The 17,026-nt window shown below is 60.2% G+C and carries 17 protein-coding genes; 3 read left to right on the forward strand and 14 right to left on the reverse strand.

Features of this window, described 5'->3' with window-relative positions; all coding sequences use genetic code 11:
• Nucleotides 1-2 precede the first annotated feature (2 nt).
• The 7 genes from NCT04_RS13730 to garL all read right to left on the reverse strand — a co-directional run bounded on the left by NCT04_RS13730 (nt 3) and on the right by garL (nt 7,693).
• Nucleotides 3-1,067, reverse strand: a complete 1,065-nt coding sequence (locus NCT04_RS13730; protein WP_250465951.1) for an aspartate-semialdehyde dehydrogenase — start codon at nt 1,065-1,067, stop codon at nt 3-5.
• Between the two features lie 26 nt (nt 1,068-1,093).
• Nucleotides 1,094-1,588: a cobalamin-dependent protein gene (locus tag NCT04_RS13735; RefSeq protein WP_250465954.1), complete on the reverse strand. Its 495-nt coding sequence runs from the start codon at nt 1,586-1,588 to the stop codon at nt 1,094-1,096.
• A gap of 89 nt (nt 1,589-1,677) precedes the next feature.
• Nucleotides 1,678-2,673: a transporter substrate-binding domain-containing protein gene (locus NCT04_RS13740; protein WP_250465956.1), complete on the reverse strand. Its 996-nt coding sequence runs from the start codon at nt 2,671-2,673 to the stop codon at nt 1,678-1,680.
• 105 nt (nt 2,674-2,778) lie between these two features.
• Nucleotides 2,779-3,774, reverse strand: coding sequence for a LysR substrate-binding domain-containing protein (locus NCT04_RS13745; protein ID WP_244826491.1), 996 nt, complete (start codon nt 3,772-3,774; stop codon nt 2,779-2,781).
• Nucleotides 3,775-4,107: 333 nt separating this feature from the next.
• A complete protein-coding gene (gene gudD, locus NCT04_RS13750) occupies nt 4,108-5,457 on the reverse strand; it encodes a glucarate dehydratase (RefSeq protein WP_250465959.1) in 1,350 nt (449 codons plus the stop codon).
• Nucleotides 5,458-5,943: 486 nt separating this feature from the next.
• Nucleotides 5,944-6,837, reverse strand: coding sequence for a 2-hydroxy-3-oxopropionate reductase (locus NCT04_RS13755; protein WP_250465961.1), 894 nt, complete (start codon nt 6,835-6,837; stop codon nt 5,944-5,946).
• A gap of 70 nt (nt 6,838-6,907) precedes the next feature.
• Entirely contained in the window at nt 6,908-7,693 is a 786-nt protein-coding gene (garL, locus tag NCT04_RS13760) for a 2-dehydro-3-deoxyglucarate aldolase (RefSeq protein ID WP_244826494.1), read from the reverse strand.
• A gap of 333 nt (nt 7,694-8,026) precedes the next feature.
• Here garL and NCT04_RS13765 point away from each other — a divergent pair, with 333 nt between their 5' ends.
• The gene (locus NCT04_RS13765; RefSeq protein WP_250465963.1) at nt 8,027-8,731 is read left to right on the forward strand and encodes a FadR/GntR family transcriptional regulator; all 705 of its coding nucleotides are present in this window, start codon (nt 8,027-8,029) and stop codon (nt 8,729-8,731) included.
• Between the two features lie 279 nt (nt 8,732-9,010).
• On the opposite strand, the gene NCT04_RS13770 is transcribed toward NCT04_RS13765, so the two are convergent.
• From NCT04_RS13770 to NCT04_RS13800, 7 genes are all read right to left on the reverse strand, one after another.
• A complete protein-coding gene (locus tag NCT04_RS13770; RefSeq protein ID WP_250465965.1) occupies nt 9,011-9,184 on the reverse strand; it encodes a hypothetical protein in 174 nt (57 codons plus the stop codon).
• A gap of 14 nt (nt 9,185-9,198) precedes the next feature.
• The gene (locus tag NCT04_RS13775; protein WP_250465969.1) at nt 9,199-9,894 is read right to left on the reverse strand and encodes a HipA domain-containing protein; all 696 of its coding nucleotides are present in this window, start codon (nt 9,892-9,894) and stop codon (nt 9,199-9,201) included.
• Between the two features lie 127 nt (nt 9,895-10,021).
• Complete coding sequence (glmS, locus tag NCT04_RS13780) at nt 10,022-11,839, reverse strand: glutamine--fructose-6-phosphate transaminase (isomerizing) (protein ID WP_244826497.1); 1,818 nt, start codon at nt 11,837-11,839, stop codon at nt 10,022-10,024.
• Between the two features lie 61 nt (nt 11,840-11,900).
• Nucleotides 11,901-13,265 carry a bifunctional UDP-N-acetylglucosamine diphosphorylase/glucosamine-1-phosphate N-acetyltransferase GlmU gene (glmU, locus tag NCT04_RS13785; RefSeq protein ID WP_250465972.1) on the reverse strand — a complete coding sequence of 455 codons (1,365 nt, stop codon included), beginning with the start codon at nt 13,263-13,265 and terminating at the stop codon, nt 11,901-11,903.
• Nucleotides 13,266-13,362: 97 nt separating this feature from the next.
• A complete protein-coding gene (ttcA, locus tag NCT04_RS13790) occupies nt 13,363-14,322 on the reverse strand; it encodes a tRNA 2-thiocytidine(32) synthetase TtcA (protein ID WP_250465974.1) in 960 nt (319 codons plus the stop codon).
• Nucleotides 14,319-14,720, reverse strand: coding sequence for a dihydroneopterin aldolase (locus tag NCT04_RS13795; RefSeq protein ID WP_250465976.1), 402 nt, complete (start codon nt 14,718-14,720; stop codon nt 14,319-14,321). Before NCT04_RS13795 ends, ttcA begins: the two co-directional genes overlap by 4 nt.
• Before the next feature lie 34 nt (nt 14,721-14,754).
• Nucleotides 14,755-15,600, reverse strand: a complete 846-nt coding sequence (locus NCT04_RS13800) for an SDR family oxidoreductase (protein ID WP_250465978.1) — start codon at nt 15,598-15,600, stop codon at nt 14,755-14,757.
• A gap of 13 nt (nt 15,601-15,613) precedes the next feature.
• Here NCT04_RS13800 and NCT04_RS13805 point away from each other — a divergent pair, with 13 nt between their 5' ends.
• Nucleotides 15,614-16,819, forward strand: a complete 1,206-nt coding sequence (locus NCT04_RS13805; protein ID WP_250465980.1) for a class I SAM-dependent methyltransferase — start codon at nt 15,614-15,616, stop codon at nt 16,817-16,819.
• A 9-nt stretch (nt 16,820-16,828) separates the two neighbouring features.
• A complete protein-coding gene (locus NCT04_RS13810) occupies nt 16,829-17,023 on the forward strand; it encodes a DUF2905 domain-containing protein (protein ID WP_244826503.1) in 195 nt (64 codons plus the stop codon).
• Nucleotides 17,024-17,026 lie beyond the last annotated feature (3 nt).

Below are 17,026 nucleotides of genomic sequence, written 5' to 3' on the forward strand. Positions count from 1 at the left end.
CCTCACGCGTTGGCAAATCCGCGCGAATTGCGGAGGTCAAAGCGCTGCTGGGCAATCAGCGTCTCCGCGATTTGAACTGCATTGAGCGCAGCACCGATCCGAATGTTGTCGGACACCACCCAGAACCAGAATGCGTCAGCGTTCTCAGGATCTCGACGGATTCGACCAACGTGCACGAAATCGGATGAACCGACCATTCGAGGCGTCGGTACATCGGTCGCGTTCGCACCGTCATATACCCGAATCTCGGGCGCGGCACGCCAGAGCATTTTCAATTGCTCTGTATCTACCGCATGGCTACATTCGACATAGATCGCAGCACTGTGACAGTTCCGCACCGGAACGCGCACACAAGTCGCGCTGACATGAATCTGCGGCGCCTCCAGAATCTTGCGGGTTTCCTGCACCATCTTCCGCTCCTCCAAGGTAAATCCATCCCCCTCCAGCACATCGATGGAAGGAACCACGTTGAAGCCAAGCGGAACGACGAATCGGCTGTGTACTGGCTCCTCTGTATCTCCGTCGAGGATTTCCCTGACGGAATCGTTGAGCTCATCAAGCCCTGTAAGTCCGGCGCCGGAGGCAGCCTGATAAGTGGCCGCGATTACTTTTCGCACCGGATTGATCCGGTGTACGGGATCAAGCAAACGAACGACAGGAATCGTGGAGCAGTTTGGATTGGCGATAATATTTGACTGTGGCCGGGTCGCCAATACGTGCGCATTCACTTGTGGGACGAGAAGCGGCGTGTCGCCATCCATGCGAAACGCATTCGTGTTGTCGATCACGAGCGCGCCCTGAGCAGCGGCGCGACGAGCGTGATGTCGGCTGACGGTCGAGCCGGCCGAGAAGAAGGCAATATCGACTTCACTAAAATCGAAATGCTCGAGATCAACCACGCGCCGGGCCTCGCCACGAAAGCAAATCTCCTTTCCGGATGACCGACTCGAAGCGGCAACGCCGACTAACTCGGCGTCGATATTTCGTTCCTCCATGAGGCGCAACAATTCCTGACCCACGGCACCTGTGGCGCCTGCGATAGCGACTTTGACAATGGATTTGCGCATGATTCGGTTTCCTCTTTTTATTCGAATTAACCTACGAACTCGGGTGTCTCGACCTGAAACGGCAAAACTGCTGGCGCCATATTCGAAAGCACATGCATGACTTCTCTTGGATGCCTCAACACCATGTCGACGCCTAATGCATGAAGGTCCTGAACGACCTGGTCGCTCTTGACTGCTCCAACGGACAAATTTCCGCCAACGATGATGGGAGCGGTGACGTCGTAGCGAGCACGCAACTCGGGCAGATCGGCCAGATCGGCTCTCGCGTGACCGTTCAAGCTACCGATCAGAATTGCGACTAAATCGTCTGCTTGGCTCGCCGCCTGCATGAATTCCTCGCTGGAAGTGCAGGCGCCAAGATTTATTACCTTGAAGTTTTGGCGGCGTAGGTACATTGCGATCAAATGATTCGCGACCACGTGCGGATCGCTGACGGCAACGCCAAGCACGATGGTTCCTCGATTCTTCGCAAAAGGCGAATTACCGGAATACGTTGTGTCTGTTTTTTGAAGGGACGGCACGTTGAGCTCCTTTTCTTTTTATCAGCCAAAAGCAACGTATGGGCAGCGCTCTCCCGCGTTGCGAATGGCAGCCTCAAAAATCTTTCAAGTCAGTGAAATTCCGGGGAGATTAGAAGACCCCCTCGCGACCACAGATCGTTTTTCAGCCGGGGCAGCTTTAGGGGAGATGCATGTCCAAGATGCGCAGCGAAGATATCCGCGTAGTTTCCAACCTGCTGAACGATACGTAGCGCAAACCTTGGCTGGAGCCCGAGTGTCTTTGATTTGTCCTCGGAAGCATTCAAGAACTCACGAACATGAGCCGGTCCCTTTTTAGCGAGGTCGTCGCAATTCCCTGCGTTAATTCCGAGCTCCTCGGCTTCGATGAGAACGCGCATGATCCACGCAATCGCCCGTTGCCACGCAGGGTCTCCATAACGAATTACGGGGCCCATTGCTTCCTTGGATATATGATCGTCCAGAATGACATGAGCGTCCGGGTCCGGCAGTCGGAGACGTTCGCCAGTCAGGGGAATACGGTCGAGAGCGTACAACGTGCATTCGCCTTCGGCGTACGCTTGTAAAGCTTCGGCTGGCGTTGCGTAGGAACGCTGCACATACGCGAGTTCGCGCGCGCCGAAATAGCGTTCGAGGTTGACCTGCGTGGTTGCACCGCGCTGGACGGCAACGATGCGATTCGCCAGCACACGGACACCCTGCCTGGCGTCCAACCCAACCATGTCCACCGCTTTCACCATTAGCGCTTCCCCGTCGTATAACATTGCCTTCGGGAAGATCACGCCGTGCTCCAGTTCACGACCCAACGTGGCACTTGCGTTGAACGTTCCGACGTCAACTTGTCCGGATGCCACCGCAACGCAACGCTGATCCGGCGCTATTGGAAAAAACTCGATTGCCGAGGCGTCTCCAAGCACGGCAACCGCAATAGCGCGAGCGAGTTCAACATCGAATCCTTGCCAATGTCCGGTTTGCGGATCGCGAGAGGAAAGACCGATGATTCCCTTGCTCACGCCTGCCAACAAGTGACCGCGCCTACGAATTTCTCGAAGCACGGATGCTGTTTCGACAAGTGGTTGGTCCTTCATGCCCGCCTCGATTTCCGTTTAGACCAGAACGATTATCGATGCGGCAATGAGCCCATGAAACTTAGTTTTTCTTTGGGATGCTTAGAATTACTGTCTATCTCTATTTTAAGCCAGCTGATCAAGTCGCTGCTGAGTCTGAACCGTTTGAAGCATGACCCAATCTCGAAGTGTACGAGCGATGGACGTTAAACCAACGAACGATGGATAAACCAAAAAATAGCCGAGTTCGGTTTCAAAACTCGGCTCATCCAGTGCGACCAAAAGCCCTTGATCCAGCAGGCCACCAATCAACACATGGCGTCCGAGCAAAAGTCCGCAGCCACTGACCGCAGCTTCAATCGAGGTGTTCGCGTCGGTACAAATCATTTTTCGCTCCGGCGGTCTTGGCGCAATACTTCGCTTTGCGAACCAGTCATTCCACGTCACTTGCTCCCCTGACCGCATACCGACATCGAGAATAAAGCAGACTTCATCGAAGCTGCCCTCCGCAATTTTTGTTTCTATTTCGTCTTTGAGCGAAGGGGCGCAGACGGCCTGAAAACGTTCTTTGAAAAGAAGGTCGGCGCTTAGTGGCTCGTAACGTCCAGAGCCAAATCGAAAGGCCATGTCGAATGATTCATTCGAGAAATCGACGAGCCGTGGGGAACCGTCGACGTATAGCTCGATTTCTGAATTTTCCTTGAAGAAAGCAGGCAACCTGGGATTGAGCCATCGGCTGGCAAACGCAGGGAGCGCGCTGATCGCTATGCGCGAAGACTGCTGTTCCGTTGGCCGAAACGCACGCGAGATGAGGTCAAGCGCATTGGAAATGTCGGCAATGGCACTTTTACTAATGTCGGTTGGAATAAGCTGATGCTTGCGCTGAAGAAATAGCCTACGGCCGATATAGTCTTCCAATGTTCTTATTTGTTGACTTATTGCCGATGGCGTAACGTTGAGTTCGTGAGCGGCCTGCGTTAATGAACCCAAGCGAGCAACAGATTCAAATACTTTTACCGCATTTAGCGGCGGCAACCGTCGGCGGATCTTCCGCAATTCGCCGTGCGCCTGTGGTTCGAACGCTTCTACATTGAGTGGCGCGTCTGCGCTTTTTGTCGCCAAGATAATGCCTCAAGCGTGGAAGGTTCAGTACGCCGGGGTCAGAGTCTCCGTTCATTAAGGAACGGCGCAAAAAGGCTGCCATCCAACAAAATTTTTTATTTGACCCCCTAGTCAAACGACTTTAACCACGCCTTAGGTGTTCTGACACTAGAAATTTCCTAATTCAAATAAATGTGCGCCAACAAATGCTTGGTTTTTCAAAGCGGGTTGCGCCACTAGTGCCAGACAGTCATCGACGCAAGGTTCTACTACTGATTGCTTCTTCCCTCGCGACAAAAATGCCCCGCCCCCAAACGAAGCATTTTCGCCGCAGTCCCTTAGATCACTGCCCGCTCATCGCACCATGCAAGGCCTCTTGTTATCGAACTTCCAGTTCGGAATCAGATACTGCATGGCGACGCCATCATCGCGCGCGCCGAGTCCGTGTTGCAGATACAGCGCGTGCGCCTTCTCCACTTCATCCATATCGAGTTCGACGCCTAGACCCGGCTGCTCCGGCACCTTCACCTTGCCGCCCACGATTTGCAGCGGATCTCGCGTCAGACGCTGGCCATCCTGCCAGATCCAGTGCGTATCGATTGCGGTGATCTTGCCCGGCGCGGCGGCGGCCACATGCGTGAACATCGCGAGCGATACATCGAAGTGGTTGTTCGAATGCGATCCCCACGTAAGACCCCAGTCGTTGCACATCTGCGCGACGCGCACCGAGCCTTGCATGGTCCAGAAGTGCGGATCGGCAAGCGGAATATCGACGGATTGCAACTGGATTGCGTGACCCATCTGCCGCCAGTCGGTCGCGATCATGTTGGTGGCCGTCGGCAGGCCAGTCGCGCGGCGGAATTCGGCCATCACTTCGCGGCCCGAGTAACCGTTTTCCGCGCCGCACGGATCTTCGGCGTAGGCCAGAACGTCGTGCTTGTCGCGACACAGGCGGATGGCTTCGGCAAGCGACCACGCGCCGTTCGGATCGAGCGTCACGCGCGCTTCCGGGAAGCGTTCCGCGAGCGCGGTCGTCGCCTGCATCTCTTCGTCGCCGGATAGCACGCCGCCCTTCAACTTGAAATCGTTGAAGCCGTAACGCGCCTTCGCGGCCTCGGCCAGACGGACGACCGCTTCCGGTGTCATCGCTTCTTCGGTGCGCAGGCGTTCCCAGTCGTCGCGGCCATCCGCGCCGCTCGCGTACGGCAGGTCCGTCTTGTTGCGATCGCCGACATAGAACAGATAGCCGAGCATCTCCACTTCGTCGCGCTGCTGCCCTTCGCCGAGCAACGCCGCGACCGGCACGCCCAGATGCTGACCGAGCAAATCGAGCAGCGCCGCTTCGAGCGCGGTGACGGCGTGGATGGTCGTGCGCAAGTCGAACGTCTGCAGGCCGCGGCCGCCCGCGTCGCGATCCGCGAATTGCGTGCGCACGCGGTTCAGCACCGCCTGCATGTTGCCGATGGATTGCCCGACGACGAGCGCGCGCGCATCGTCGATCGTCTTGCGGATGCTCTCGCCGCCCGGGACTTCGCCGACGCCCTGATTGCCCGCGCTATCGGTGAGGATCACGATGTTGCGCGTGAAGAACGGCCCGTGCGCGCCACTCAGGTTCATGAGCATGCTGTCACGGCCCGCGACCGGTACGACGCGCAGGTCGGTGACTTTGGGTGTGGCGTTCGCTTGAGGTGCTTGAGTGGACATGGTCGGAGCTTCGTTGGGTTGGTTTGCGCTGCGCTTATTTTCGCGCGAGAGCGCATAGAGTCGCGGCACCGATGGCACGCGGAGAACCAAGACGATGTCTCGCGCGTCGCGACGCCGGTATCCATGAAAGTGATGTAGCGCGTCTTCGCCGTCTTTCCGCGCAATATACGATCAGCGGTTCGCGCGCGTTATGTGACATGCAGAAGCACGCCGATACCGTTATATGTTGTCAGATGACATGGTATCGCGAGTCGTCATGAACACCAATTCGGCGTTTACCCTGTCGCGCTTAAGTCCTTTCGTACAAGCCCTCTACAGCGCTCGATCCTTCTAGCAGTTCGAATGGGCAAAGGCCAATTGAGACGTCCGACAACTCATAGCGAGTGCGCCCGCGTCGAGCCTCACGGCAAGGGCCAAGCTCCAACGAGCCAGCCAAAAACAAAAGCCGGCGAACGCCGGCTTGTCGACGACAGTTGAACCAGCGTCTTACTTCTTTTCCTGCCCAATCTCATGATTCGCCATGATCTCCAGCGCGCGAACCATTCCTGAGTGATCCCACGCCTTGCCGCCATGCGCGCTGCACGAGTTGAACAACTGCTGACACGTCGCCGTGTTCGGCAGCGACACGCCAAGCGACTGCGCGGTCGCCAGTGCCAGATTCAAGTCCTTCTGATGCAATTCGATCCGGAAGCCCGGATTGAACGTGCGCTTGGTCATGCGCTCGCCGTGCACTTCCAGAATGCGTGACGACGCGAAGCCGCCCATCAGCGCGGTGCGAACCTTCTCGGCATCGACGCCGGCCTTCGACGCCAGCAGCAGCGCTTCGCCGACTGCTTCGATGGTTGCCGCGACGATCACCTGATTCGCCACCTTGCAGACCTGCCCGGCGCCCACTTCGCCGATCAGCGAGATGTTCTTGCCCATCATGTCGAAGTACGGCTTGACCTTGTCGAAGGTCGCCTGCGCGCCGCCGACCATGATGGTGAGCGATGCCGCCTTCGCGCCGACTTCACCGCCGGAAACGGGCGCATCGAGGTAATCCGCGCCGCGCTCGCGCACCTTCGCCGCGAACTCGCGCGTGGCGATGGGTGAGATCGAGCTCATATCGACGACGATCTGACCCGCGCGCAAGTTCTGCGCGACGCCGTTCTCGCCGAACAGCACGCGCTCTACGTCGGGCGTGTCCGGCACCATCAGGAAAATGATGTCGGCCTGGGCGGCGACATCCGCCGGGCTATCGCACGCCTTGGCGCCCGCGCCGGTCAGATCGGCGGGCACGCCGCTGCGCGTGAATGCCGCAAGTTCGACGCCGTTCTTGAGGAGATTGGCGGCCATGGGATTGCCCATGATGCCCAGTCCGATAAAGCCTGCCTTTTGCATTGTGTCGCTCCTTGGTCGGTTTTCAGATTCGATTCTCGAAGTCAGCCGCGGGTCTTGCCACCCGCGCAGCTTACTCCTGGATGAAGTGCTTCTTCACGCCCTGCGCGGCGTTCCGGAGCAGCCCCAGGTCGGCGCAGACCGCGACCATCGTGCAGTCCAGCGCGAGATAGCGCTCGGCTTCCTGCTGCACTGGCGCGAGAATGCCGCTCGACTTGCCAGCCGCGTGCACGCGTTCGAAGACATGTTTGATGGCGGCTTGCACGTCCGGATGATTCGCATTGCCGAGATGTCCGTACGATGCCGCGAGATCCGAAGGCCCGACGAAGAGCGCATCGACGCCGTCGACGGCCGCGATTTCGTCGATGGCTTCGACGGCCGCGCGGCTTTCGATCTGCACCGCGACGGCGATGTTGTCGTTGGCCAGGTCGAAGTAATTGGGCACCGTGCCATACCGGTTTCCCCGATGCCCGACCGACACGCCGCGAATGCCCTGCGGCGGATAGCGCGTGGATGCCACGGCGCGGCGAGCGTCGTCGGCGCTATCGACGAACGGAACGAGAAAGTTGACGAAGCCCGCGTCGAGCAAGCGCTTGATGGCGACGGCGTCGTTGGCCGGTGGCCGCACCACGGGCGCACTGACGCTGTCTTTCAGCGCCATATGCTGCGGAATCAGCGTGATGGAATCGTTGGGCGCGTGCTCGGCGTCGAGCAGAATCCAGTCGAAGCCGACAACGCCGAGCAATTCCGCGACGATAGGACTGGCAAGCGACGTCCAGCATCCAATCACTTTCTTGCGTGCGAGAAGCGCCGCCCGGAAGGTATTGGGCAAAGCTTGATAAGGTGCCGTTGATGACATGGTGTCTCCTTGAGCGACTGTCTTTCGATGAGAAGCCGGTGTCTGAGATTGCAAATGTCATCAGACGTCTTAACACAGGGTACTGTGTTTTCATTCACATTAGACAGCGGAGTTAACCCTTAATCCTTTTTGCGGCGACGTTAAAAGGGGTATCGTTAAGCGCGGATAGTTATATGACATCCTATTTGTTAAGCGCTGCGAGCGCTGGAATCGCCGAATTGACGAACGAACGGCGTGACGACATGATGCGTTGTCTGACATCCAAGTTACAGGCGCTGCCCACGGCGCGGACAAGATGTCCGACCACACCATTCTTCCCAACATCAAGAGAACATGGCGAGTCTGACCGATAAAGTTGTCACCACGTTGTTCGAGGAAATCGAGCGTGGCGTTCTGCGACCTGGCGACCGAATTCCGACCGAAGCCGCGTTGATGAAGCAACTGTCGGTGAGCCGGTCGGTGGTGCGCGAAGCGGTGTCGCGGTTGCAGGCGGCGAATGTCGTCGAGACGCGGCATGGCGTTGGCACTTTCATTCTGGCGCCGTCCGGGCGCGAGACCGTTCGCTTACCGGGCGTCGAGTTGTCGAACCTGCTGGACATCATGGCGATCATCGAGTTTCGCATCGACCTGGAAGGCGCGGCTGCCGCGCTCGCCGCGGGACGCCGTACGGAGCAGCATCTGAAGCAGATTGCCGCGACGCTCAAAAACTTCGAGGATCAACTGACGAGCGGCAGCACCGATGTTCTCGAACACGACGTCGAGTTTCATCTGCAAATTGCTCGGGCAAGCGGTAACCGATATTTCTACGACGTCCTGAGTCAGATGGGCCGAGGCGTGAGTCCTCGCACGCGGCTTGGCCGGGCGGAGTTGGCGGAGCTGGATCAGATCGAACGCCTGCGCAATGTTCTGAGTGAACACAAGGCGATTTATCGGGCGATCGCGCGTCAGGACAGCGACGACGCACGCGCAGCAATGCGCCTGCATCTGAGCAACAGCCGTGAGCGGTTGAAAGACGTGCATGCGTCGGCTGCGGTCTGAAACATCGCACGGGTTTTGAGCAGCGTGCCTCGTCTGTCTAAGTTAACAAAAGGATTCGTATGTATACGTAGTAATAGTTAACAAGCACGAGGCGTTTCAGTGGATAAGTACCGTCGTGCTTTTCCGATCAACGAGTTGGCGATTTAACAAGTCCGGTATGGCGAGCGCGTTTGCGGACGGAAGCTGGGACAACTTTCAATGTTTGCGGGTTAACGCGAAGTTATCCAGAAACCGCCAACAGACGAACAGTCGAACTGTTGACAGGGTTGTCCACAGGCGTCAGGCCACGCGCACCTGGTTGGTCGAGATCGTCTTGGTCATGGCGTCGAGGGTTTCGACGGTTATCGGCAGGTGGTCGGCGTAGCGTTTGAAGTCCGATGCGATGGTCGCGATTCGATCGATGGAGCGCGCAGCGACACGTGGCGCGATGCTAGTCTTGCTGGCGAGCTTCATGAGATGCTCGCGCGTCACGGCCCTTGCCTCTCCGCAGACATCCATTTGATGCTCGCCGCCCGGACCTGAATTAAACGTGAGGTCGTACGCGGGTGGAAACTGCCAGCGGCCGTCCGCGTCCAGTGATCGTCGCGATTGTCGAAGACGACGTCGAACACGCATCGCTCGAAGGCCTGAAATACTTCGCGTGCATCGCGCGTCATGAACTGCGTGAGTCGCAAAAGCGTGACGTAGTCCCCCTGAGGGACGCGAAAGTCGGCGTGCGCCACGCCGGCTGCCGTATGCATGGGGACGCGTATGCCGCTCGCGCGATCGAATCGTTCGATACCAAAGGCGGCCATGGAATCGCCGAGATCGAAATAAGCCGTGACGGGCATTCGTAGCTCGCACGCAGTTGCAATGGCGCCGTACATGGCCTCGACCGCGCAGACTTCCTTGTGATCGGAGCGCGGCTTGAGTTCGAAAGGGAGATCCAGATTGTCGGCAAGGCCCAACATGCCATTGCGACGCGGATAAAAGAATCGAGCGACCCTTGTCCGCCGCGTTCGACATCGCGCAGCGCGCGCGTCGTTATGCCGGCGCGGCTTGCCACGTCTTTCCTGTTGGAGATTTTGCGCAAGGCGGTGAGCGCGCAGGCGCTGGCCTGATTCCTCCGAAATCTCAGCTGAGCTTGCTAAGTTGAAGCGCATTTTTTTGCCGGTTAAATGCAAAAATTGACGCTTACCGGCGTTGTTTTACCGCTTAAAAAAGGGTGCCACTTGTTTCAGGATATGCCCATCCAACAAAAACGCCCCCGAAGGGGCGCTTTACAAAACTCGCGACGGCACCAACCCAACTTCACTCCACCGTCACCGACTTCGCCAAGTTCCGCGGCTTATCCACATCCGTCCCACGCGCACAAGCGGTGTGATACGACAGCAATTGCAGCGGCACCACATGCAAAATCGGCGAGAGCGCGCCGTAATGCTCGGGCATGCGGATGACATGAATGCCCGCCTCACTGACGATGCGCGTATCCGCATCCGCGAACACGTAAAGCTCACCGCCGCGCGCCCGCACTTCCTGCATGTTCGACTTGAGCTTTTCAAGCAGCGTATCGTTCGGCGCGACGGTCACGACCGGCATCGCCTCGGTCACCAGCGCGAGCGGCCCGTGCTTCAGTTCGCCCGCCGGATAAGCCTCCGCGTGGATATACGAAATCTCCTTGAGCTTCAACGCGCCTTCCAGCGCGATCGGATAATGCAGCCCGCGCCCGAGGAAAAGCGCATTCTCCTTGCGCGCGAATTCCTCCGACCACGCGATGATCTGCGGCTCCAGCGCCAGCACGCTATTCAACGCCGCCGGCAAGTGACGCAACTGACCGAGATAAGCCGCCTCCTGCTTTGCATCGACGAAACCGCGCAGCTTACCGAGCGTCACCGCCAGCACGAACAAGCCGACGAGCTGCGTCGTGAACGCCTTCGTCGACGCCACGCCAATCTCCGTGCCCGCATGCGTCAGGAACGCGAACTCGGTCTGTCGCACCATCGCGCTCGTCGCAACGTTGCAGACCGCGAGCGTGTGCTTGTGGCCGAGCGATTGCGCATGCTTGAGCGCGGCGAGCGTGTCGGCGGTTTCGCCCGATTGGGATACCACCACGACCAGCGCCTTCGGATTCGGCACCGACTCCCGATACCGATACTCGCTCGCAATCTCGACCTGCGTCGGAATCTTCGCGATCGATTCGAGCCAGTACTTCGCCGTCAAACCCGCGTACGAACTCGTGCCGCACGCCAGAATGAGCACGCTGTCGATTTCCGCGAACACCTCGCCGGCCGTCGCGCCGAATAGCTCCGGGTCGAAGTGATCGGCTTGCGGAATCGTGTCGGTGATAGCGCGCGGCTGCTCGAAGATTTCCTTTTGCATGAAATGGCGATACGGCCCAAGCTCCACGGCGCCGCCGTACGCCGTCACCACGCGCACTTCGCGCTTCGCGGGCAGACCCGCCCGATCGAAAATCTTCACGCCATCGAGCGAAAGTTCGACGACATCGCCTTCTTCGAGGAACGAGAAACGGTCCGTGCTGCCCGCAATGGCGAGCGCATCGGACGCGAGGAAGTTCTCGCCATCGCCCAGACCGACGACGAGCGGCGAACCCTGCCGCGCGCCCACCACCGTATGCGGCTGATCCTTATGAATGACCGCGATGGCATACGCGCCATGCAATTGCGCGACGGCTTCGCGCACGGTCTGGAACAGATCACCGCGATACATGCTGTGAATCAGATGCGCGATGACTTCGGTATCCGTCTGCGATACGAACTCGTAGCCCTTGCCGCGCAGCATCTCGCGCAACGCCTCGTAGTTCTCGATGATGCCGTTATGCACGAGCGCCACGGTATCGCGCGAAAAGATGGGGTGTGCGTTGTCGGTGACGGGCGCGCCATGCGTGGCCCAGCGCGTGTGCGCAATGGCCGTCATGCCGGCGAGTCCCGATTGCTTCACCTGTTCGTCGAGATCGGCCACGCGGGCGACGCTGCGCGCGCGGCGCGGCTCGCCGTTGCTCAATACGGCGACGCCGCACGAGTCGTAGCCGCGATATTCGAGGCGTCGCAGGCCTTCGACGAGCACCGGGACGATATTACGTTGCGCAACCGCGCCGACAATTCCACACATGGCGTTGATCCTTTCAGACTTAGTTTCGTGCGCGCGCCGCAATGCAGTCCGCGCGCGTTGTTCAGACCTTCTTCGCCTTGACCGGGCGAACGTAGCCCGGCTTGCTGACCTGCACTTTCTCGTTCAGCACGAGTTCGCCTTCGCCGACATCCTTCCACACGGTCGTGCCCGCCGCGATGGTCACGCCACGACCGACGCGCACGGGCGCGACGAGCTGCGTATCCGAGCCGACGAACACGTCGTCTTCGATGATCGTGCGATGCTTGTTCGCGCCGTCGTAGTTACAGGTGATGGTTCCGGCGCCGACATTTACCCGCGCGCCGATGTCCGCGTCGCCGATATAGGTCAGGTGGTTCGCCTTGGAACCGTGGCCTAGCACCGCGTTCTTCACTTCGACGAAGTTGCCGACGTGCGCTTCGTCGCCAAGCACCGCGCCCGGACGCAGCCGCGCATACGGCCCGAGCACGACATTCGCGCCGGTCTTGCCGCCTTCGATATGCGTGTACGCGTCCACGCGCGCGCCTGTGCCGATGGTGGCATTGCGGAGCACGCAGTTCGGACCGATGGTCACGTTATCCGCCAGCGTCACGCGGCCTTCGAAGACGCAATTCACGTCGATGAAAACGTCCGCGCCGCATTCGAGCGTGCCGCGTACGTCGATGCGGGCTGGGTCCGCGAGCGTCACGCCCGCTTCGAGCAGCGCGTAAGCCACGTTGCGCTGATGCACGCGCTCCAGTTCCGCCAGCTGAATCTTGCTGTTCACGCCGAGCGTTTCCCATTCGGCATCGGGCTGCGCCGTCACCACTTTGACGCCCGCTTCGATGGCGCGCTCGACTACATCGGTGAGATAAAACTCGCCCTGCGCGTTGTTGTTCTTAAGCGACGCGAGCCACGCTTCGAGCGTGCGCGTGGGCGAAACGACAATGCCCGTGTTGATCTCCGCAATCCGCCGCTCTTCCTCGCTCGCATCTTTTTGTTCGACGATTTTCTGCACGGAACCGCTGGCATCGCGCACGATCCGGCCGTAGCCGGTCGGATCAGCCACCGTTACCGTCAGCACGCCGTAGCGTTCGCCGCCGGCAGCATCGAGCAGGCGTTGCAACGTGCTTGCGCGCGTGAGCGGCACGTCGCCGTAGAGCACGAGCGTCGGCACGGAGGGATCGAGCAGCGGCAGCGCCTGTTGCACCGCGTGGCCCGTGCCGAGTTGCTTGTCCTGGACGGCGAACTGCACGTCGGGCGCGCCGACGGCTTCGCGCACTTTCTCCGCGCCGTGACCGATCACCACGACGAGCCGCGTTGGCGAAAGCGTGCGCGCCGTGTCGATGACATGCGCGAGAAGCGGCTTGCCCGCCAGCGGATGAAGGACCTTCGGCAGAGCGGAGCGCATGCGCTTGCCCATGCCGGCAGCCAGAATCACGATGTTCATTGACGGATTTCTTGCGAAGAATGGTTGCGGCCAATATAGCACGCAGGCCTTTTGACGCAGTGCGGTAAATGCCACGCTGCGCCTTGTCGGGAAAGGCTCAAAGGTCGTCGAACTGCACGATTGAAATCGCGTTTGCCGGCCCGGACGGTTCGCTCGCGCACGGTTCTTCGTCGAAGGCAATATCGCCGTTTGCGTCCGCCTCGCCCGTCGCGCGCAATCCGGCAAACGGAAAGAGCTTGTGATCCATCAAATGCGACGGCACGACATTGGTCAGCGCGTTGAACATGTTGTCCACTCGACCGGGAAAACGCTTGTCCCAATCGCGCACCAGCGCCTTCATTTCCGCGCGCTTCAAGTTGGGCTGACTGCCGCACAGATTGCACGGGATGATCGGAAACTCGCGCAACGCGGCGTATTTTTCCAGATCGGTTTCCTTCACGTAGGCAAGCGGGCGAATTACGATGTTCTTGCCATCGTCCGATTGCAGCTTGGGCGGCATGCTCTTCAGCTTGCCGCCATAGAACATGTTGAGCAAAAGCGTCTGCAGAATGTCGTCGCGATGATGCCCGAGCGCGATCTTGGTCGCGCCCAGTTCGCCCGCCACGCGGTACAGAATGCCGCGCCGCAGCCGCGAGCACAGCGAACACGTCGTCTTGCCTTCCGGCACCAGCCGCTTGACGATGCTGTACGTATCCTGGTTCTCGATATGAAACGGAATGTCGAGCTTGCTCAGATATTCGGGCAGCACATGCTCCGGAAATCCCGGTTGCTTCTGATCCAGATTGACGGCCACGAGTTCGAAGTTGATCGGCGCGCGCTCGCGCAGGCGCATGAGAATTTCGAGCATCGCGTAACTGTCCTTGCCGCCGGACAGACACACCATGACCTTGTCGCCTTCCTCGATCATGTTGAAGTCGCCGATCGCCTCGCCGACTTGCCGCGCGAGCCGCTTGAAGAGCTTGTTGTTCTCGTAGGCTTCCTTCTGCTGACGGCGCGTCAGCGCTTCGCGCGCGGGCTTTTGCTCGTCGGGCGCTTGCAGTGTCTCGGGCGCGTTCATGCTCGTTCCTCTTTGATACGGAAGACTTCGACGCCCACCGCGTCGCAGTCGGGATACACGTCGGGTTTTTCTGTCGATACCGCCACGGCCCGCACATTCGGATGCGCGAGCAGCGCGGCGGCGACATCGTCGCAGAGTGTTTCCTGCAGATGGATGTGGCCGCGCTTCACGCGCTCGGCGATGGTCGAGCGCATGAAGTCGTAGTCGACGACTTCGGCGAGCTTGTCCGCGACGGGCGTGGACAGCGCGAGCGGCACGAACAGTTCGACGTTGATCACGACGCGTTGCTCGCCGCGCTTCTCGAAGTCATGCACACCGATATTGATGCGCACTTCGTAGTTGCGCAGAAAAAGCCGCCGGCAATCGGCCAGCCGGGGATGCGAAAGTGCGGCAAGCATGGGTTCGTTCCAAAAGTTGATACGCGGCGCGCGGCTACAGCTTCGGCGCGCCGAACAGGTACATCACGTCGCGCGGGCTCGGCACGAGATGCTGGCCGCCATCGACCACGAGCGTCGTGCCGGTCATGCCGTGCGCGTTCGCCAGAAAGCACGCGGCCTCCGCGACGTCGCGCACCGTGGACGCCCGCTTGAGCGGCGTCACGCGATGCGCCGCCGCGAACGATTCCGGCGTCTGCCCGGCGGAAATCAGCGTCAGTCCCGGCGCGAGGCCGACGACGCGCAGCTTCGGCCCCAGCGCCTGCGCGAGCGCGACAGTGGCGTTTTCCAGCGCGGCCTTCGTGAGCGTGTACGACAGGTAATCCGGGTTCATGTTGTACAGCTTCTGATCGAGCACGTTGATGACAACGCCGCGTTTCGTGTCGTCATCGGCGGCGGATTCAGGCGTGATTTCGTGCAACAGACGCGCAAGCGTGAGCGGCGCGGCGACGTTGATCGCGGTCATCTCGAGCAGCTTCGCGTAGCCGAAGTCGGTGGCCGTGTCTTCGTCGAAACGCGATGCGCAGTTCACCACGCAATTCAGCGCGCCGAATGCCTCGACACACGCCGGCACGAGCCGCGCCACGTCCGCTTCGATGCCGAGATCCGCGTGCAATGCGGCCGCGCGCCGGCCAAGCGCTTCGATTTCGGCGACGGTTTCGAGCGCTTCACGCGCAGAGCCGCCGTAGTGCACGGCGACGTCCCAGCCCTGGCGAGCGAATTCCAGCGCGACGCCGCGCCCGATGCGCCTGGCGCCGCCGGTCACGAGTACGACGCGGGACCGCGCAGCCGAAGCGGGCGAAAGCGGCGAATTTGCGGAAGATAACGGCGTGGAGGCGCTCATTTACAATACTGGGATGAATCCGAAAGCTCGACAATCCGACAGTTTACCTGCTCCCGGCGCGGATGCACTCGCCCAGTCCGACGCACTTTCCGCGCTGATTCGCGAGCGTATCGCCGAGGCGGGCGGCTGGCTGCCATTCGACCGCTACATGGACCTCGCGCTGTACGCGCCCGGACTCGGCTATTACAGCGGCGGCGCGACGAAGTTCGGCCGGCGCGCGGAAGACGGCAGCGACTTCGTCACCGCGCCCGAATTGTCGCCCTTGTTCGCGACGACGCTCGCGCGGCCCGTGGCGCAGGCGCTCGAACAGAGCGGCACGCGCCGGCTGATGGAGTTCGGCGCGGGCACGGGCAAGCTCGCGGCGGGTTTGCTCAACGCGCTCGCCGAACTAGACGTGGCCTTCGATAGTTACGCAATCGTCGATCTTTCCGGCGAATTGCGCGCGCGCCAGCGCGAGACAATCGAAGCGCAGGCGCCCGCGCTCGCCGCCAAGGTCATCTGGCTCGATGAATTGCCGGATTCGTTCGAAGGCGTGGTGATCGGCAACGAAGTGCTGGACGCCATGCCGGTGCGGCTCGTGGTGCGCAAGCTCGGCGCGTGGCACGAGCGCGGCGTGGTCGTGCTGAACGACCGTTTTGCTTTCGATGACCATCCCGTGGAAATCGACGAGCAAATCGAATTGATCGATGCCGCCATCGACGAAGCCAACGACGAGCCATTCACCGAATACGTGACCGAAACGCACGAGGCGGCGCTCGGCTTCACGAAGACCGTTTGCACCATGCTCACGCGCGGCGCGGCGTTTTTCATCGACTACGGATTTCCGCGCCGCGAGTTCTATCACGCGCAGCGCGCGACCGGAACGTTGATGTGTCATTACCGGCATCGCGCGCACACGGACCCGTTTCTCTATCCGGGCTTGCAGGACATCACGGCGCACGTCGAATTCACGGGGATCGCGGAAGCAGGCACGGAAGCCGGCGCCGATCTGCTGGGCTTCGCATCGCAGGCGCGCTTTTTAATGAACGCCGGTATCACCGACGTACTCAACGAACTCGATCCGGCCGACGTGCGGCGCTTTTTGCCCGCCGCCAACGCCGTGCAGAAATTGCTTTCGGAAGCAGAGATGGGCGAACTCTTCAAGGTGATCGCGTTTTCGCGCGGCATTCCCGGCACGCTCGACGCCTTCTCGGCCGGCGACCGTTCCCATACGCTCTGAGCCATTGCCATGATCCGCTGGCTTCTGACTACGTTTGTCGCGCTGATGGTGCTGTCGGCTTGCTGGCCGTGGCTCCGCAAGCTCGGCGTCGGGCGCTTGCCGGGCGACTTCACGCTGCGCATCTTTGGACGCGAATACTCGTTTCCGTTCATGTCGACGCTGCTGCTGTCGATGTTGCTGTCGCTGATCGCGCGCGCGCTCTAGCCG

The sequence above is a fragment of the Caballeronia sp. GAFFF2 genome (assembly GCF_023631485.1).
Taxonomy (GTDB): Bacteria; Pseudomonadota; Gammaproteobacteria; order Burkholderiales; family Burkholderiaceae; genus Caballeronia.